This is a genomic window from Acinetobacter sp. ANC 4558 (assembly GCF_002135375.1).
Taxonomy (GTDB): domain Bacteria; phylum Pseudomonadota; class Gammaproteobacteria; order Pseudomonadales; family Moraxellaceae; genus Acinetobacter.
Genome location: NZ_NEGH01000005.1, coordinates 154,054 through 169,112, shown reverse-complemented (window position 1 = coordinate 169,112; position 15,059 = coordinate 154,054). Strand labels below are relative to the sequence as shown.

Annotated in this window: 14 protein-coding genes; 4 read left to right on the top strand and 10 right to left on the bottom strand. The window is 35.6% G+C overall.

Features of this window, described 5'->3' with window-relative positions; genetic code table 11:
- Positions 1–143: 143 nt before the first annotated feature.
- Positions 144–1,058, top strand: a complete 915-nt coding sequence (locus B9T31_RS08160) for a LysR family transcriptional regulator (protein ID WP_086181459.1) — start codon at positions 144–146, stop codon at positions 1,056–1,058.
- Between the two features lie 43 nt (positions 1,059–1,101).
- Here B9T31_RS08160 and B9T31_RS08155 read toward each other — a convergent pair whose 3' ends face one another.
- The 3 genes from B9T31_RS08155 to B9T31_RS08145 form a co-directional block, all read right to left on the bottom strand.
- Positions 1,102–1,725, bottom strand: coding sequence for a glutathione S-transferase family protein (locus B9T31_RS08155; protein ID WP_086181458.1), 624 nt, complete (start codon positions 1,723–1,725; stop codon positions 1,102–1,104).
- 188 nt (positions 1,726–1,913) lie between these two features.
- Positions 1,914–3,212, bottom strand: a complete 1,299-nt coding sequence (locus B9T31_RS08150; RefSeq protein WP_086181457.1) for a Y-family DNA polymerase — start codon at positions 3,210–3,212, stop codon at positions 1,914–1,916.
- Complete coding sequence (locus B9T31_RS08145; RefSeq protein WP_086181456.1) at positions 3,209–3,769, bottom strand: LexA family protein; 561 nt, start codon at positions 3,767–3,769, stop codon at positions 3,209–3,211. The genes B9T31_RS08150 and B9T31_RS08145 overlap by 4 nt, the downstream gene beginning before the upstream one ends.
- Before the next feature lie 915 nt (positions 3,770–4,684).
- Between B9T31_RS08145 and B9T31_RS08140 the strand changes: the two genes are divergently transcribed.
- The gene (locus B9T31_RS08140; protein WP_086181455.1) at positions 4,685–6,922 is read left to right on the top strand and encodes an NADP-dependent isocitrate dehydrogenase; all 2,238 of its coding nucleotides are present in this window, start codon (positions 4,685–4,687) and stop codon (positions 6,920–6,922) included.
- A 101-nt stretch (positions 6,923–7,023) separates the two neighbouring features.
- On the opposite strand, the gene B9T31_RS08135 is transcribed toward B9T31_RS08140, so the two are convergent.
- Together B9T31_RS08135 and B9T31_RS08130 are read right to left on the bottom strand one after the other, a co-directional pair.
- Positions 7,024–7,689 (bottom strand): epoxyqueuosine reductase QueH, encoded by a 666-nt coding sequence (locus B9T31_RS08135; RefSeq protein WP_086181454.1) that lies wholly within the window; start codon positions 7,687–7,689, stop codon positions 7,024–7,026.
- A 179-nt stretch (positions 7,690–7,868) separates the two neighbouring features.
- Positions 7,869–8,387, bottom strand: coding sequence for a hypothetical protein (locus B9T31_RS08130; protein WP_086181453.1), 519 nt, complete (start codon positions 8,385–8,387; stop codon positions 7,869–7,871).
- A gap of 565 nt (positions 8,388–8,952) precedes the next feature.
- Between B9T31_RS08130 and B9T31_RS08125 the strand changes: the two genes are divergently transcribed.
- Positions 8,953–9,288 carry a hypothetical protein gene (locus B9T31_RS08125; RefSeq protein ID WP_086181452.1) on the top strand — a complete coding sequence of 112 codons (336 nt, stop codon included), beginning with the start codon at positions 8,953–8,955 and terminating at the stop codon, positions 9,286–9,288.
- 60 nt (positions 9,289–9,348) lie between these two features.
- On the opposite strand, the gene lnt is transcribed toward B9T31_RS08125, so the two are convergent.
- Positions 9,349–10,908 carry an apolipoprotein N-acyltransferase gene (gene lnt / locus B9T31_RS08120; RefSeq protein ID WP_086181451.1) on the bottom strand — a complete coding sequence of 520 codons (1,560 nt, stop codon included), beginning with the start codon at positions 10,906–10,908 and terminating at the stop codon, positions 9,349–9,351.
- Positions 10,905–11,744: an HlyC/CorC family transporter gene (locus tag B9T31_RS08115; RefSeq protein ID WP_086181450.1), complete on the bottom strand. Its 840-nt coding sequence runs from the start codon at positions 11,742–11,744 to the stop codon at positions 10,905–10,907. Before B9T31_RS08115 ends, lnt begins: the two co-directional genes overlap by 4 nt.
- Positions 11,745–11,940: 196 nt before the next feature.
- On the opposite strand from B9T31_RS08115, the gene tusA reads away from it, so the two are divergent.
- Entirely contained in the window at positions 11,941–12,198 is a 258-nt protein-coding gene (gene tusA, locus B9T31_RS08110; RefSeq protein ID WP_086181449.1) for a sulfurtransferase TusA, read from the top strand.
- 130 nt (positions 12,199–12,328) lie between these two features.
- Here tusA and B9T31_RS08105 read toward each other — a convergent pair whose 3' ends face one another.
- The 3 genes from B9T31_RS08105 to B9T31_RS08095 all read right to left on the bottom strand — a co-directional run bounded on the left by B9T31_RS08105 (position 12,329) and on the right by B9T31_RS08095 (position 14,934).
- Positions 12,329–13,504 carry a thiolase family protein gene (locus B9T31_RS08105; protein ID WP_086181448.1) on the bottom strand — a complete coding sequence of 392 codons (1,176 nt, stop codon included), beginning with the start codon at positions 13,502–13,504 and terminating at the stop codon, positions 12,329–12,331.
- A 77-nt stretch (positions 13,505–13,581) separates the two neighbouring features.
- Positions 13,582–14,229, bottom strand: coding sequence for a 3-oxoacid CoA-transferase subunit B (locus tag B9T31_RS08100; RefSeq protein WP_086181447.1), 648 nt, complete (start codon positions 14,227–14,229; stop codon positions 13,582–13,584).
- A 3-nt stretch (positions 14,230–14,232) separates the two neighbouring features.
- On the bottom strand, positions 14,233–14,934 hold the full coding sequence (locus B9T31_RS08095) for a CoA transferase subunit A (RefSeq protein ID WP_086181446.1): 702 nt from the start codon (positions 14,932–14,934) through the stop codon (positions 14,233–14,235).
- Between the last annotated feature and the right edge of the window lie 125 nt (positions 14,935–15,059).

Sequence of the window (15,059 nt, the reverse complement as noted above, 5' to 3'; positions counted from 1 at the left end):
ATAAGTATGAATAGTAATTTAGAGATGTGTATAAAATGGCTCATCTGATTTCCCCTTGTTCATGTGTAATTGAATTTAAACAAGTCATCATAATCATGTAAAATGATTTGATTAGATACCAACTATCTCTAAAAGTGATTCAGATGCAAATTAAGTCGTTAGAAGTATTCCTCATGGTGGTGAAATTAGGAAGTTTTTCAGAGGCAGCAAAATATTTACATACCGTACAATCAAATGTCACCAGTCATATAAAAAAGTTAGAAACAGAGTTGGGTGTGGAAATCTTACATCGACAAACACCTATACTACCTACGCGTGCAGGTTTGCAACTTTATGATTATGCTGAAAAAATTGTGAGTCTTCAAAAAGAAGTTGTGGCGACGTTTAGTCATACTCAAATGAGCAAAAGTTTTCCGTTAAATGTGGGAAGCATGGAAACGACAGCGGCAGTGAGACTGCCAATATTATTCCAACATTTACAGCAGATGGAACCAATTTTCCCATTCTCATTAACTACAGGGACCAGTCGAGATTTAATTGATCAAGTCAGAACATCACAATTAGATTGTGCTTTTATTGCGAGCAGTGTGCCAATTGAGGGGTTATTTAACTATCACGTGTGGACTGAGCAATTAGTTTTAATCTCATCTCAGCATGTTCCACACCCCTTAACGAAAGAGTTTTTAAGTCAGAAAAAGTTTATTGCATTTAAACAAGGATGCAGTTATCGGAAAACTATAGATTTATTTTTATCTTTAAATGACTTACCAGCAACAAATATACTTGAAATGGGCAGTCTAGATGGCATTGTGAGTTGCGTGAGCTTAGATGTGGGGGTGGCAATTTTACCCATCAGTTATGTTCAACAATCGCATTTTTATGAACGTGTTATTGTTCATGAATTAGATCACCGCATTCCTGAAATCAAAACGTATTTAATTGCAGATGTTCCAGCAAACTGGGGAACCAATATGACGCATTTCCTTGAAAACCTAAAATTAATGATGCACGATCTTCATTCAGAACCAAGCCAGCAAAACCCCATTGAAGTTACTTAAAAATATAGTAACTTCAATGGGTGGAAGATATCGGGGGGCATGGTTAATTTTGACCATTATTTCCCCATCTTAAATAAGCCTCACGTTGACCTAATAACTCATAATAACGTTTGACATGTGAGTATTGTGGCTTCGCAAATGGTGTTAAATACCAACGCTGTACCGATAGTCCAATCCCAATATCAGCCAGACTAAAATGCTCACCAGTAATATAGGCACCAGTTTTAGCCAGTTGATGGTCTATAATACCCATGAGTTTATTCCACGATTGAATACTTTTTTCAACCAAGGCAGGATCCTGATGGTCAGGTGAATGACGAATAATATTCATCAAAGCATATGTCCAACTATTATTGAGCTCTATGCCTTGCCAATCAATCCATTGATCTATAATGGCGCGCTTTTTTGCATCGACTGGATAAAGTTCTTGACCGTGATATTGATTGGCTAAATATCGAATAATTGAGTTCGATTGCCATAAGACAAACTCATGGTCAATCAGTACTGGAATTGTGGCATTTGGATTTAACTGTATAAACTGAGCTGTTTGGGGAGATTGAAAGCCACGCCCCCAGTCTTCACGCGTATAGGAAAGATTGAGTTCATCGCAAACCCAAAGTACTTTTCTTACATTTATCGAATCTGCTCTTCCAAGAATTTGAAGCATTAGAGAATTCCTTAATTCAATGTGTAAACTGAGTTCAACTGGAATATACATAATATGAAAGATGAATATGTAAAGTAAGTATATAAATATATTTATTTGACTAAATTAAGTTTATAGCGATGCAGAGGATGTGAAAAACATGGTGATTTTTTAGAATTAAAACTGATCAATATTAAAGTAAATTCTTTTTATTGATGAATGGTCAAGAGGCCATCCCATGAGAAATAATCTTGCGATAGGTGAGTACTGTTTGTGATCCATGCTTCATGAGAAATTTTACATGAACCGAGTGCTATTTTTTGATCACCAAATTTATCTTTAATACGTTCAATTGCAATTTGTAAATTTTCATTTTTTGTCATTACATCAACATCTGTGAATAGGTCGGGAATGTAGCTTACTTTGTTTTCTATTCCCGTTAAAATGATGCCACATTTTTTGAACGCTACGCCCTCTTGATAAAGCTGATGTATATGCGCCATTACTGTCTTATTGATGACAGCCATAGAATCCGTTGGTTCAGATAAATCAATATGGATGACTTTTTGATAGAAAGGTCGCTGCGTATCAAAAGGACTTGAGGATGCAAAAATTATCATACAATTACATAAGCTTTGATCATCTCTTAAGCGCTTGACTGCAGATTGTAGATAATCACTCATGGCTTCAGATAAAGCGTCAATATGAGTAACACGTTGCCCGAAAGAGCGAGAGGAAATAATTTGTTTTTTAGCAGATGGGCTATGTTCAATTTCAATACAAGAGATTCCTTGTAATTCTGCAACTGTTTTGGCGAGTACAATTGAAAAAACTTTTTTTATGGCTTGAGCATTGGCTTGAGTCAGATCGAAGGCTGTATGAATTCCCATACGATGTAGTTTCTGACTGTGTTGTTTGCCAATGCCCCAAATTTCTTTTATATCAATTAAACTGGAAAAATAATCCCGATATTTAGGTTCCATTGTGGCTAAATTACATACCCCATTAAAGCGTTTGCCATTCTTTGCCATATGGTTTGCGAGTTTAGCTTCAGTTTTACTACGCCCAATTCCAATACAGACAGGTAAACCAATCCATTTGAAGATTTTATCGCGCATATTCTGTGCATATAGGGTTAAATCAAATTGATATTGATAGGCGGTTAAATCTAAGAAGCATTCATCAATAGAATAAATTTCTTGTTCATGCGGTGAAACATAGTCAGAAAGAATTGCATGAAATCGCTTCGACATTTCGGTATACAGCTTATAGTTACTCGACAATATTTCAACGGCATGTTGTTCTACAATATCTTTAATTTGAAATAGGGGAATCCCCATTTGGATTCCTAACGCTTTTGCCTCTTGAGATCGCGAAACAATACAACCATCATTATTAGACAAGACAATGACAGGTTTATGATTGAGCTTTGGATTAAATACACGCTCACAACTGACGTAGCAATTATTGACATCAATTAAGGCGTAAATTTTATTTTGATATGTCATCTTAAATTTTTAATCACTCGGGTAACGACTCCCCAAATGATAAACTCTTGTCCATCTTTAAGGTGAATATCTGAAAAATCAGAATTTTCTGCTTTGAGCCAAATTGTATTGGTATCTTTCATGAGTCGTTTAACCGTAAACTCATTATCAATTAAGGCAATAATGATATCGCGATGTTTTGCATCTAAACTGCGGTCAACAATCAGTTCATCATTAATATCTAATCCTGCATTTACCATAGAAAGCGAGTTTACTTTGACGATAAATGTCGCATTGGCATTACGAATAAGATGTTCGTTAAGATCTAGTTTTGCATCAATATAATCTTGGCTTGGTGCTGGAAAACCCGCTGCAACACGTTCAGTTGCTAAAGGAATTTGTAGATGAGTGACCGGATCAATTTGTCGAATATCCGTAATTTCAGTTGAAATTTTTGTTTGAAGTAAATATTTCTTTACGTCTATAATTCGAGATTCAGGAACACGTAATACCTTTGTTGGCTCGTTATATTTAAATTTTCTACCCGCACCCTCACGTTTACCACCATGCGTTGCCATTGCTAAAACTCGAAAAAATTACATAATCAAAATTCTATAATGAAACTGTTTAAAATTCAAACATCGTCTTTAATTTTAGATCGTGTTATTTCAATGAAACTGAACGTCATTATGTAAAATTATAAAGGCAAGGAGAAATTATAAAATGAAATGTAAATTTTAAAAGGCCTATAAGTTAAATACTTATAGGCCTTTTATTAATGGTTTTGTTTGATTTTTATCAATATTGTTATTATTATGTGATTCATTATACATATATGTTAATTTAAGTCAATATTATTATTTTTTTATATTTTTTTGTGATTATTTTATATAAAGTATTAAATTTAATTTTTACTGAGCATAAGCATCATTTTTCTGAAAAAGTATATTTAAATATGTAAAAAATAGAAAAATCATATAGTTATTTATCAGTTTAAAATTTTGTATTTCATTGGTTTAATATTTGAGAAAGATTATTTTGGTTCATGAAATAAAAATAAGTTTTAAACTATAATCTATAATATTTATAATAAGATAGCTTGAAATTGATAGTTGAAACACAACGTGTTAAATTTTGATTTCTAATGCCAATGAACTTAAACCCTAAAGGTTTATAATTGTATAAAATTAAATCAATTTTATGAATATAAACGTATTGCTGTGTCTTCGGACTGAAATATTCACGTCATAAAATGTAATGAAAAATTATGATGTTTAATGTTCGAAATAAACACAAATTTCGCATAGAATATTGCACGAAGAAAAGCGAATATGTATGAATTTCAAGCGAAATAGCAATATGGAAAGATATTTCGTTGACTGAGATGCATTGAGGGACGATACTCTCAATGTTTTATTTAAGCAAACTGGTTTGAAAGGGCTGAGTCATAAGCTTAGTCCTCAGAAAACTCTATCCAAAGCAAGGGGCTATATATGGCTGGTGGAAAGTCAACAATCATTTACACACTGACCGATGAGGCGCCACTTTTAGCGACTTACTCGTTGCTACCGATCATAGAAACCTTTACTAAGCCAGCTGACGTTGAGATTGTTAAAACTGACATCTCTGTCGCTGCACGAGTGCTCGCAGAATTCACAGAATATTTAAATGATGAGCAAAAGGTTCCTAATAACCTCGCAGAACTAGGTCGTCTTACACAAAATCCAGATACTAATATTATTAAACTCCCAAATATTAGTGCTTCTGTTGGGCAATTAGTAGCTTGTATTAAAGAGCTTCAATCGAAAGGCTATTCAATTCCAGATTATCCAGAAAATCCAACGACTGACGAAGAAAAAGCAATTAAAGTTCGTTATGGTAAGTGTTTAGGTTCTGCAGTAAACCCTGTATTACGTGAAGGTAACTCAGACCGCCGTGCACCTGCGGCAGTGAAAAACTATGCGAAGAAGCACCCTCATTCAATGAGTGAATGGAAACAGTGGTCACAAACGCATGTTTCACATATGGAAGAAGGTGATTTCTATCATGGTGAAAAATCACTGACACTTGATCGTGCACGTGACGTAAAAATGGAGCTGATTACCAATCGTGGTGAGACGATTGTACTGAAGTCAAAAGTTGCTCTTCAAGATGGTGAAATCATTGATTCAATGTTTATGAGTAAGAAAGCACTTTGTGATTTCTACGAAAAACAATTGGAAGATTGCCGTGAAGCAGGAATTTTATTTTCACTTCACGTGAAAGCAACAATGATGAAAGTTTCACATCCGATTGTATTCGGTCACTGTGTAAAAATTTATTATAAAGATGCATTTGAAAAACACGGTAAGTTATTCGATGAGCTTGGCATTAACGTAAACAACGGTATGTCAGTGCTTTATGAAAAAATTGAAACTTTACCTGAATCACAACGTGATGAAATCATCCGTGATTTACATGCATGTCAAGAACATCGTCCAGCGCTTGCGATGGTTGATTCAGCAAAAGGTATCACAAACTTCCATTCTCCAAATGATATTATTGTTGATGCATCTATGCCTGCAATGATCCGTGCAGGTGGTAAAATGTGGGGTGCAGACGGTAAACAGTATGATTGTAAAGCTGTGATGCCAGAATCTACATTTGCGCGTATTTACCAAGAAATGATCAATTTCTGTAAGTGGAATGGTAATTTTGATCCACGTACCATGGGTACCGTGCCTAACGTTGGCTTAATGGCGCAAAAAGCTGAAGAGTACGGCTCTCACGATAAAACTTTCGAAATTTCTGAAGCGGGTGTTGCGAACATCACAGATTTAGAAACTGGCGAAGTATTGATGTCCCAAAATGTGGAAGAAGGCGATATCTGGCGTATGTGTCAGGTGAAAGATGCACCTATCCGTGATTGGGTTAAGCTTGCAGTAACACGTGCACGTAATTCAGGTATGCCTGCAATTTTCTGGTTAGACCCATATCGTCCACATGAGAATGAGCTAATTAAGAAAGTTGAAAAATACTTAAAAGATTATGATACGACTGGTTTAGACATTCAAATCATGTCGCAAGTTCGCGCAATGCGTTATACGCTTGAGCGTGTAGCACGTGGTTTGGATACCATTTCTGTAACTGGTAATATCTTGCGTGATTATTTAACAGATTTATTCCCAATTATGGAATTGGGTACTTCTGCGAAAATGTTATCTATCGTGCCATTAATGGCGGGTGGAGGCATGTATGAAACAGGTGCAGGTGGTTCAGCACCGAAACATGTTCAGCAGCTAGTAGAAGAAAACCATTTGCGTTGGGATTCATTGGGTGAGTTCTTAGCATTGGCAGTTTCACTTGAAGAGTTGGGTATTAAAGAAGATAACGCACAGGCTAAATTGCTTGCTAAAACTTTAGACCAAGCAACAGGTAAACTGTTAGATAATGATAAATCACCATCACGTCGTACTGGTGAATTAGATAACCGCGGCAGCCATTTCTATCTTGCTAAATATTGGGCTGAAGCTTTAGCTGCTCAAAATGAAGATGCAGATTTGAAAGCGAAATTTGCTCCTCTTGCGAAATCATTAGATGATAATGAAGACAAAATTGTAGCTGAACTTGCAGCAGTTCAAGGTAAATCTGTAGATATTGGTGGTTACTACGCCATTAATGCTGAGAAAGTAAATGCCGTAATGCGTCCAAGTGCTACTTTGAATGAAGTTCTTGCTACGATTGATGCTTAAGCTTTCATTTTAATATTGAAATGTATCAAAAAAACCAGTGCATATTGCACTGGTTTTTTATTCTGATTTAGAATAAATAGATTGTGAACAAAATATTTAAATCAGTTTTGATCATCCATCGCATTAGAATAAAATTTCACACCAAGCTGAATGCGATCTCGACCATTGCTCATTCTCCAGCGATTGGTATCTCGAAGGGAGTAAACACAGCCACAATATTCTTGTTGATAAAACTCTTCTTTTTTACTGATCTCAAGCATACGTGTCGCACCGCCATGTTTACGCCAATTATAGTCCCAGTACTGAATGCCTGCGTAATGTGATGCAGAACGATGACCACAGTCATTAATCTGCTGCATATTTTTCCAGCGAGAGATGCCTAGCGAACTACTAATTAAACTAAAGTCATTTTCTGCGGCATATAAGGCTGTACGTTCAAAGCGCATATCAAAGCACATGGTGCAACGAATCCCTTTTTCAGGTTCATTTTCCATTCCTTTTGCACGAGCAAACCAATTGTCTGTATCATAGTCAGCATCGATAAAAGGGATATTATGCTTTTCTGCAAAACGAATGTTTTCATCTTTACGAATCAGATATTCTTTCACTGGATGAATATTGGGATTATAAAAAAAGATCGAAAAATTGATGTCAGATTCAATCAGCGTTTCCATGACTTCTCCTGAACATGGTGCACAGCATGAGTGAAGTAGAAGTTTATCATGACCCTGAGGTAAACTTAGCTTTATGCGCTCTAACTTTGACATACAACAGCTTAATCTGAAAATAAAAATATTATTGTAGTTTTTATTCGGGGGAAAATAAGATGAGTTTGATGAAAAATTTTCATTTAAAGTTGAAAATTTCTAATCTTGATGTGGTGATATTTTCATTTTTTGAACATAAAAATAGGCATCTAAGTGCCTATTTCAATAATAAGATATTTTTAAGATTTACTTGTTTTAGTCTGAATTGCTTGAATTTCTTGTAATAAAGACTGTTGTAGTTCAACTGACTTTTTCTGTAAAGCTGTGATTTTTTCTATATCTGGTGGGTTTTTCATGCTCATTTCAGCTAATTCAATGCTGAGATGATTCACTTCTTTCATTTTAGTACGTAGCGCATTACCTTCATTACTTTTTAGAGTGAGCGCATCAAGATCTTTATTAAATCCTTCAACATAGGTGGTCATGTGTTGAATGACTTTTTCTAAAGCAGATTTTTCTCCAGTTTGTGCAGCTTGTGCAAGATCAGTTTGAAATTTTAATGCCTCTTGAGCTTTTGTATTTGAAAGGGTTTGAATTTTTTCTAAATCATTATTCATATCAGCAGTAACATTGTCGCTGTATACAATGCTAACAGTTGAATTTTCTGCAATTGTCGGTTTAACATTTTCAGTTTTTTTATCACAAGCAGTTAATGCAAATGCTGATATACATAATGTTGAAATTAATAATTTTTTCATGGATTTTTCCATTATTACTACAATAAAATGAAGACGGTATAGCTCATGAAATGACAAGATTACAGGTGAGATCTTGTTATTAAAACGATCTATTTGATTTTTGTTAATTTTATCACAAAAAATAAAAATTATGTGAATTTTTGTATGTAAAATAAATAACTAATATCAACAAATCTTAGAATAGATGACGATGTGAAATGCGATAAGTCATATGTTATATTTGAAGTAAGAATGCAAAATGGAGGTCACTTAATTCATACGAATTAAAACTTAAATTAACTAGAATATGAATTGATTCTTAATTAAAGTTTTATTGAATATATCGTTGAAGGTGAGTGATTAAATCAATACAAGGTTAAATGATAATAACTATTGTTCTATAAATATAACTTAATTGATTGATAAGTATTGATAAAAAGAATAGATGTGAGATAGTAGTTATAATAAGAATTATTACCATATTTACTGGTAACAATAAACGTAAATTATGAAGAAATATAGACTTTTAATTTATATTAAAGATTGCATAATGTCTCAAAGGCAAGTGAGTTGCTAGGAGGATAGAATGAAAGCATTAATATTATCAGATGAAATAAACCAATTTCATTGGTCTATGCTTAAGTCTGTTCTTTTAATTTTAAGCATATTACCCTTAAGCCAAGGAATACAATATTTATGGCAGTCTACCGAGGGTAGTAGTCAAATTATGGTTGGTTTTTTTGCATTAAGTTTAATGAGTTCATTATTCATTTTAAGTTTTTGGTCTGCGTTAAAAGCAACCATGGCTAAACTCAATCCTCATGTAATGAGCCAATTTGAATATAAGGTAGTGAATGCATATCGTCATTTGCCCATGCTATTTTTAGCAGGTATGACTTCATATGTCACAACGATCTTTTAATTTTATATATTCAATTAAAAAGCCGAGCAATTAATCTCGGCTTTTTAATTAGAGCTTATATTATCGACGCGATTTAAAAGAAATATCAACTCGTTTAGGTCTAAAAAACCAGCCTAAAATGAGAAGTAAAGCAGAGAAAATTAAAATAGGCCAATCGCTTAATCGTGTATATAAAGTTTGACCTTGCATTGCTGGCAATTCACCACGTAATACAGTTCGCGTATCCATAGGTGCTTGTTTGACAATATGACCTTGTTCATTGATAAATGCAGTCACACCTGTATTTGTTGCCCGAATAAACCAACGCCCATTTTCTTTTGCACGCATTTGTACCATTTGTAAATGTTGTAAAGGACCAGCTGTTCCTGTAAACCATGCATCATTGGAGACAGTCACCAAAAAGTCACTGGCTGATGCATTACGTCGTGTTAAGTTTGGGTATGCAACTTCATAACAAATGGCTGCTGCCAATTGATGACCTTTAATATTGAGTGGTTTTTGATGATCATCACCCGCAGTAAAGCCAGCGGCGGCAGGATCATTTTGTAATGCTGGTAGTACCCAACTTAGTAGGCCAGAAAGCGGAATATATTCACCAAAAGGAACTAAACGCTGTTTTTTATATAAGCCGTTTGAGGAACTGCCATTTGCAATGATACTGTTATAGTATTTTAATTCCTTACTGGCTTGAGATTGTTTAACATCCCAAAAAGGAATGCCTGTTACCCAAGCCGAGCCTGATTGAATGGCTTGTTCATTCATTGCGCTCAAAAATTCAGGAATATCTGTTTGGAACATTGGAATAGACGATTCTGGCCAAACAATTAAGTCTTGTCCCCATTCTTGACGCGTTAACGTTGCGTAAATTTCTAAGGTTTTAATTTGGTATTCCGTTAGCCATTTGAGATCTTGTGGAATATTTCCTTGAATTAAAGATACGCTCAATGGTTTTTCATTTTTCGGTGTTACAAATTGTAAATAGGATGTTCCCCATGCACCTAGAAGAATCAGTGCAATTGGAATACTCCAAAAATATTTCTTCTTGAGGATTTCAACGAGTGCTGAAGCAATTAAGATCACGACAAATGAAACACCAAATACACCTAAAATGGGTGCATAGTGATCTAAAAATCGTTCTGTGAAGGCATAGCCAACAAAGAGCCATGGAAAACCTGTAAATACCCAAGTTTTTGCCCATTCAAAGAAAACCCATAAAGGTGCAAAGGTCAAAGGTGTTTCGGGGAAAAAGCGACGATAAACCCAAGTTTGTACAGCGGTAAATAACCCCATGACGACAGCCATAATGACAATCATGGCTAAACTTAAATAAATATTGGTATCACCGTAGACATGAATAGAGGTAAATAACCAAAATGCCCCAACTACCCATAATCCAAAACCATACGCCCATCCAATAAAAAAGGCATGCTTGGCACTTTTTTTCATCAGTGAGGCATAAAGAAGTGCTGGAGAAAGAATAGCAATCCACCAATAATAATAAGGTGCTAATGCTAAACTAAAAATTGCGCCAGCAATTAAAGAGATAAGCAGGGGATAAACGAACGGAAGTTGTTTTTGTGTGTCAGATGGTTTTAACAATTTATCAAAAAATGTCCTCATTTACGTATAGCTCGAATAAGGTGAATTGTTCGTGCATCTGCTTCTAAAATTGTAAATTGCCAATTGGCTAAATCAATGGTTTGCCCTTGTAGATCACTGACCAGTCCAATTTCTTGAAGTAATAAGCCACCCATAGTCTCAACTTCATCGTCTGGGAATTCGGTATTTAAAAACTCATTAAAAAATTCAATTGGAGTTCGTGCAAGAACTAACCAACTGTTGTTTGTTAATGGTTCTTGATCAGAGGTAATATATTGCACTTCAGCATCAATTTGATCATGCTCATCTTCAATTTCCCCGACAATTTCTTCCAGAATATCTTCTAGTGTCACCAACCCAGACGTCGTTCCATATTCATCAATCACAATCGCAATATGTGTTTGTGTGTTTTTTAACATACGTAAAACTTGATCTGAGCGTGCACTTTCAGGAATGAATAAAGGATGACGCATCAGTGCTTTGATATCTACTTTTGAATTTTGCTCAGTCAGAAATGGTAATAAATCCTTAGCTAATAAGATTCCCACGACATTGTCGGGCTGATCTGCTGAAAATACTGGGAATCGAGAATGTGCAGATTCAATGAGAACATGAAGAATTTCAAATAACTCATCATCTTCTTGTAAACTGACCATCGATGTACGAGGGGTCATGACTTCACGAATTTTTGTTGCAGGAAGGTCTAATACACCTTCAAGCATGGTCACGGTATCTGGTTCTAAAAATCGACGTGAATCTTGTACTAATTTTAATAGTTCGTCGCGTGTTTCTGGAGCAGTGCTTAACCATTTGCGTAAACCACGCATACCCCACGACGGGCTTGACTCCTCGTGCATGATTTTTCCTAAAGACTCTTTATAGATAAAAAATTAGTTTAATCATACCTTAGAAAATATCGTTGTCTATTATTAATGAAGATAAAGCGAGTATTCATTTATCATTTTTTGTATTGTGATCGTTTTATGAAATGGATGAAGTGCGAAATTTTATGTTTATGTTAAAATTAACCAAATTTATTTATAGAGTTTTACGATGTCAGAATCTACGCTTACCCCAACAATTCAATTGAATACTAGAGGTTTACGTTGTCCTGAACCCGTGATGATGTTGCATCAAGCTATTCGTAAATCTAAATCTGGAGAAATTGTAGAAATTTTTGCGACAGATAATTCGACTTCATGGGATATTCCAAAATTTTGTCTGCATTTAGGTCATGAATTATTATTGCAAGAGGAAACTTTGGATGCGAATGGAAATAAAGAATTTCATTATTTGGTGCAAAAAGGATAATCAGCTTAGTACAAGTGAATCGTATTTTAATAAAAATATAATTCACTTGTACTTGTTCGGATGATGCGATCATGAGCGAATTAAATCTGAAAATATTCAAATTGTATTTTACTCAAAAATGATCGCTGACTTAAGCCAATTCAATCGCTATAGCAGTCGCCTCACCACCACCAATACATAAAGCAGCGATACCTTTACGTTTGCCCAAACGTTTTAATGCGTAAATAAGTGAGACAATAATACGTGAACCAGATGAACCTAACGGATGTCCAAGCGCACAAGCCCCCCCATGAATATTGACTTTATTTTCATCTAATTGAAACGCATCAATGGCTGCCATGGTAACCATGGCAAATGCTTCATTAATTTCCCATAAATCAACATCTTGAATTGACCAACCCGTTTGTTTAAGTACTTTTTCAATTGCACCAATAGGGGCGATAGTAAATTCGCTAGGGTGCTGTGAATGGGAGGCGTAAGCTTTGACGTCTGCAAGAATATCTAAATGGTGTTCTTTTGCATAATCTTCTGAACTAATCATCAGTGCAGATGCACCATCTGAAATAGAACTTGAATTCGCAGCGGTAATGGTTCCATCTTTTGTAAATGCAGGGCGTAAACTTGGTATTTTTTCTATTTTGGCATTTGACGGATTTTCATCCTCTGTAATTATGATATCACCTTTACGATTAGATACTGTGACTGGTGTAATTTCAGCATTAAAATATCCTTTTTCAATTGCTTCTTGTGCACGTTGTAAAGAGCGAATCGCAAATTGGTCTTGTTGCTCACGTGTATATGCTTTTTTATCTGCCATCTCTTGTGCTAATACCCCCATAGATAGCCCTGTTTCAGCATCTTCCAGGCCTTCTTGAAACATGTGGTCAATGATTTTTCCATGCCCCATTCTGTAGCCTGTACGGGCTTTATCCAATAAATATGGTGCATTACTCATAGACTCCATACCGCCAGCAATGATGAGTTGAGCACTTCCTGCCTTAATTGCGTCTGCCGCTTGCATCACTGCTTTCATGCCAGAGCCACAAATTTTATTAATAGTGGTCGCACCAACATGATCTGGAATCTGCGCAAGGCGCATCGCTTGACGTGCGGGTGCTTGCTTTAAACCCGCGGGAAGTACACAGCCCATAATGACTTCATCAAGTTGTTCGATGTTTATGTGAGAATGTTGAATAATATTTTGAATGACATTTGCACCTAATTGAGGTGCGCTCAGATTAGAAAAACTACCCTGAAAGCTGGTCATGGCTGTTCGGCTTGCAGCAATAATGACAATTTTTTTCATTTTTAAACTCTAATTTTAAGATAATATGGGAACTCAAGTCGTGTGTATTACTTTGAAATATTTAAGAAAGCAAGGACTTAAACTGTTTTAACGTCAGATATGATCAAGTTAATACCTGTTACAGACTGAATTTCATCACGACTCACACCGCTGGCAAGTTCAATGAGTTGGACGCCTTCTGAGCTAATATCCATTACGCCTAAATCTGTAATAATACGGTTAACAACGCCTTTTCCAGTCAGTGGTAACGTACAGTTTGGTACAATTTTAGCACTGCCGTCTTTGGCGCAGTGTTCCATTAATACCACAACTTTTTGTACACCAGCAACCAAATCCATTGCACCCCCCATACCTTTGACTTTTTTCCCAGGAATCATCCAATTGGCTAAATCACCTGACTCTGAAACTTCCATTGCACCTAAAATAGCAATATTGACATGTCCACCACGAATCATGGCAAAGGATTCTGAGCTAGAAAAAAATGCTGCGCCAGAACGTGCAGTAACTGTTTGTTTCCCTGCATTAATTAGGTCGGCATCTACGGTATCTTGAGTTGGAAATTCATCAATACCCAATAAACCATTTTCAGATTGGAGCCAAACATCAACACCTGCTGGGAGGAAATTCGCCACCAAAGTGGGTAAACCGATGCCTAAATTGACATAAAAACCATCTTCAAGTTCGAGGGCAGCACGCTGTGCCATCTCATTACGTGTCCAAGCCATGCTTTATCCCTCCGCTTTTAATGTCATTTGTTCAATACGTTTTTCAGGGATTGCATTCAAGATAATTCTGTGAATATAAATTCCAGGTAAATGAATTTCATCAGGATCTAGCTCACCAATATCGACAATGTGTTCTACTTCAGCAATGGTGATTTTTCCAGCCATCGCACATTCAGGATTAAAATTTCGAGCAGTTTTACGGAAAATTAAGTTGCCTGCTTTATCTGCCTTATATGCTTTTATTAATGCAACATCTGCGGTGAGTGCGTGTTCTAAAATATAATCTTGACCATTAAACTCACGAATTTCTTTGCCTTCGGCAACGGATGTTCCAACACCAGTTCGGGTGAAAAAGGCAGGAATACCTGCACCGCCTGAACGTAATTTTTCAGCTAATGTTCCTTGAGGCGTAAGCTCGACTTCGAGTTCACCATTGAGAAATTGACGTTCAAATTCTTTATTTTCTCCGACATATGAAGAGATCATTTTTTTAATTTGTTTGGTATGTAAGAGTTTACCTAAACCAAAATTATCTACGCCTGCATTATTAGAAATACAGGTTAGGTTTTTGACACCAGTATTTTTCAAGGCATCAATGAGTGCTTCTGGAATACCACAGAGTCCAAAGCCGCCAACAGCAATGGTTTGATGATCAGCAACAATATCAATTAATGCCTGTTCTGCACTGGCAAAGACTTTATTCATCCTTATTTTCCTCAATCCTTTAACTTGATTCTATATGTAGCATTGCAAGGTTTTTTTTAGAAATTGAATATTTTAAATGTATAACAAGAAAAACTGATTAATCCTTAGAAAATCATATTATGACT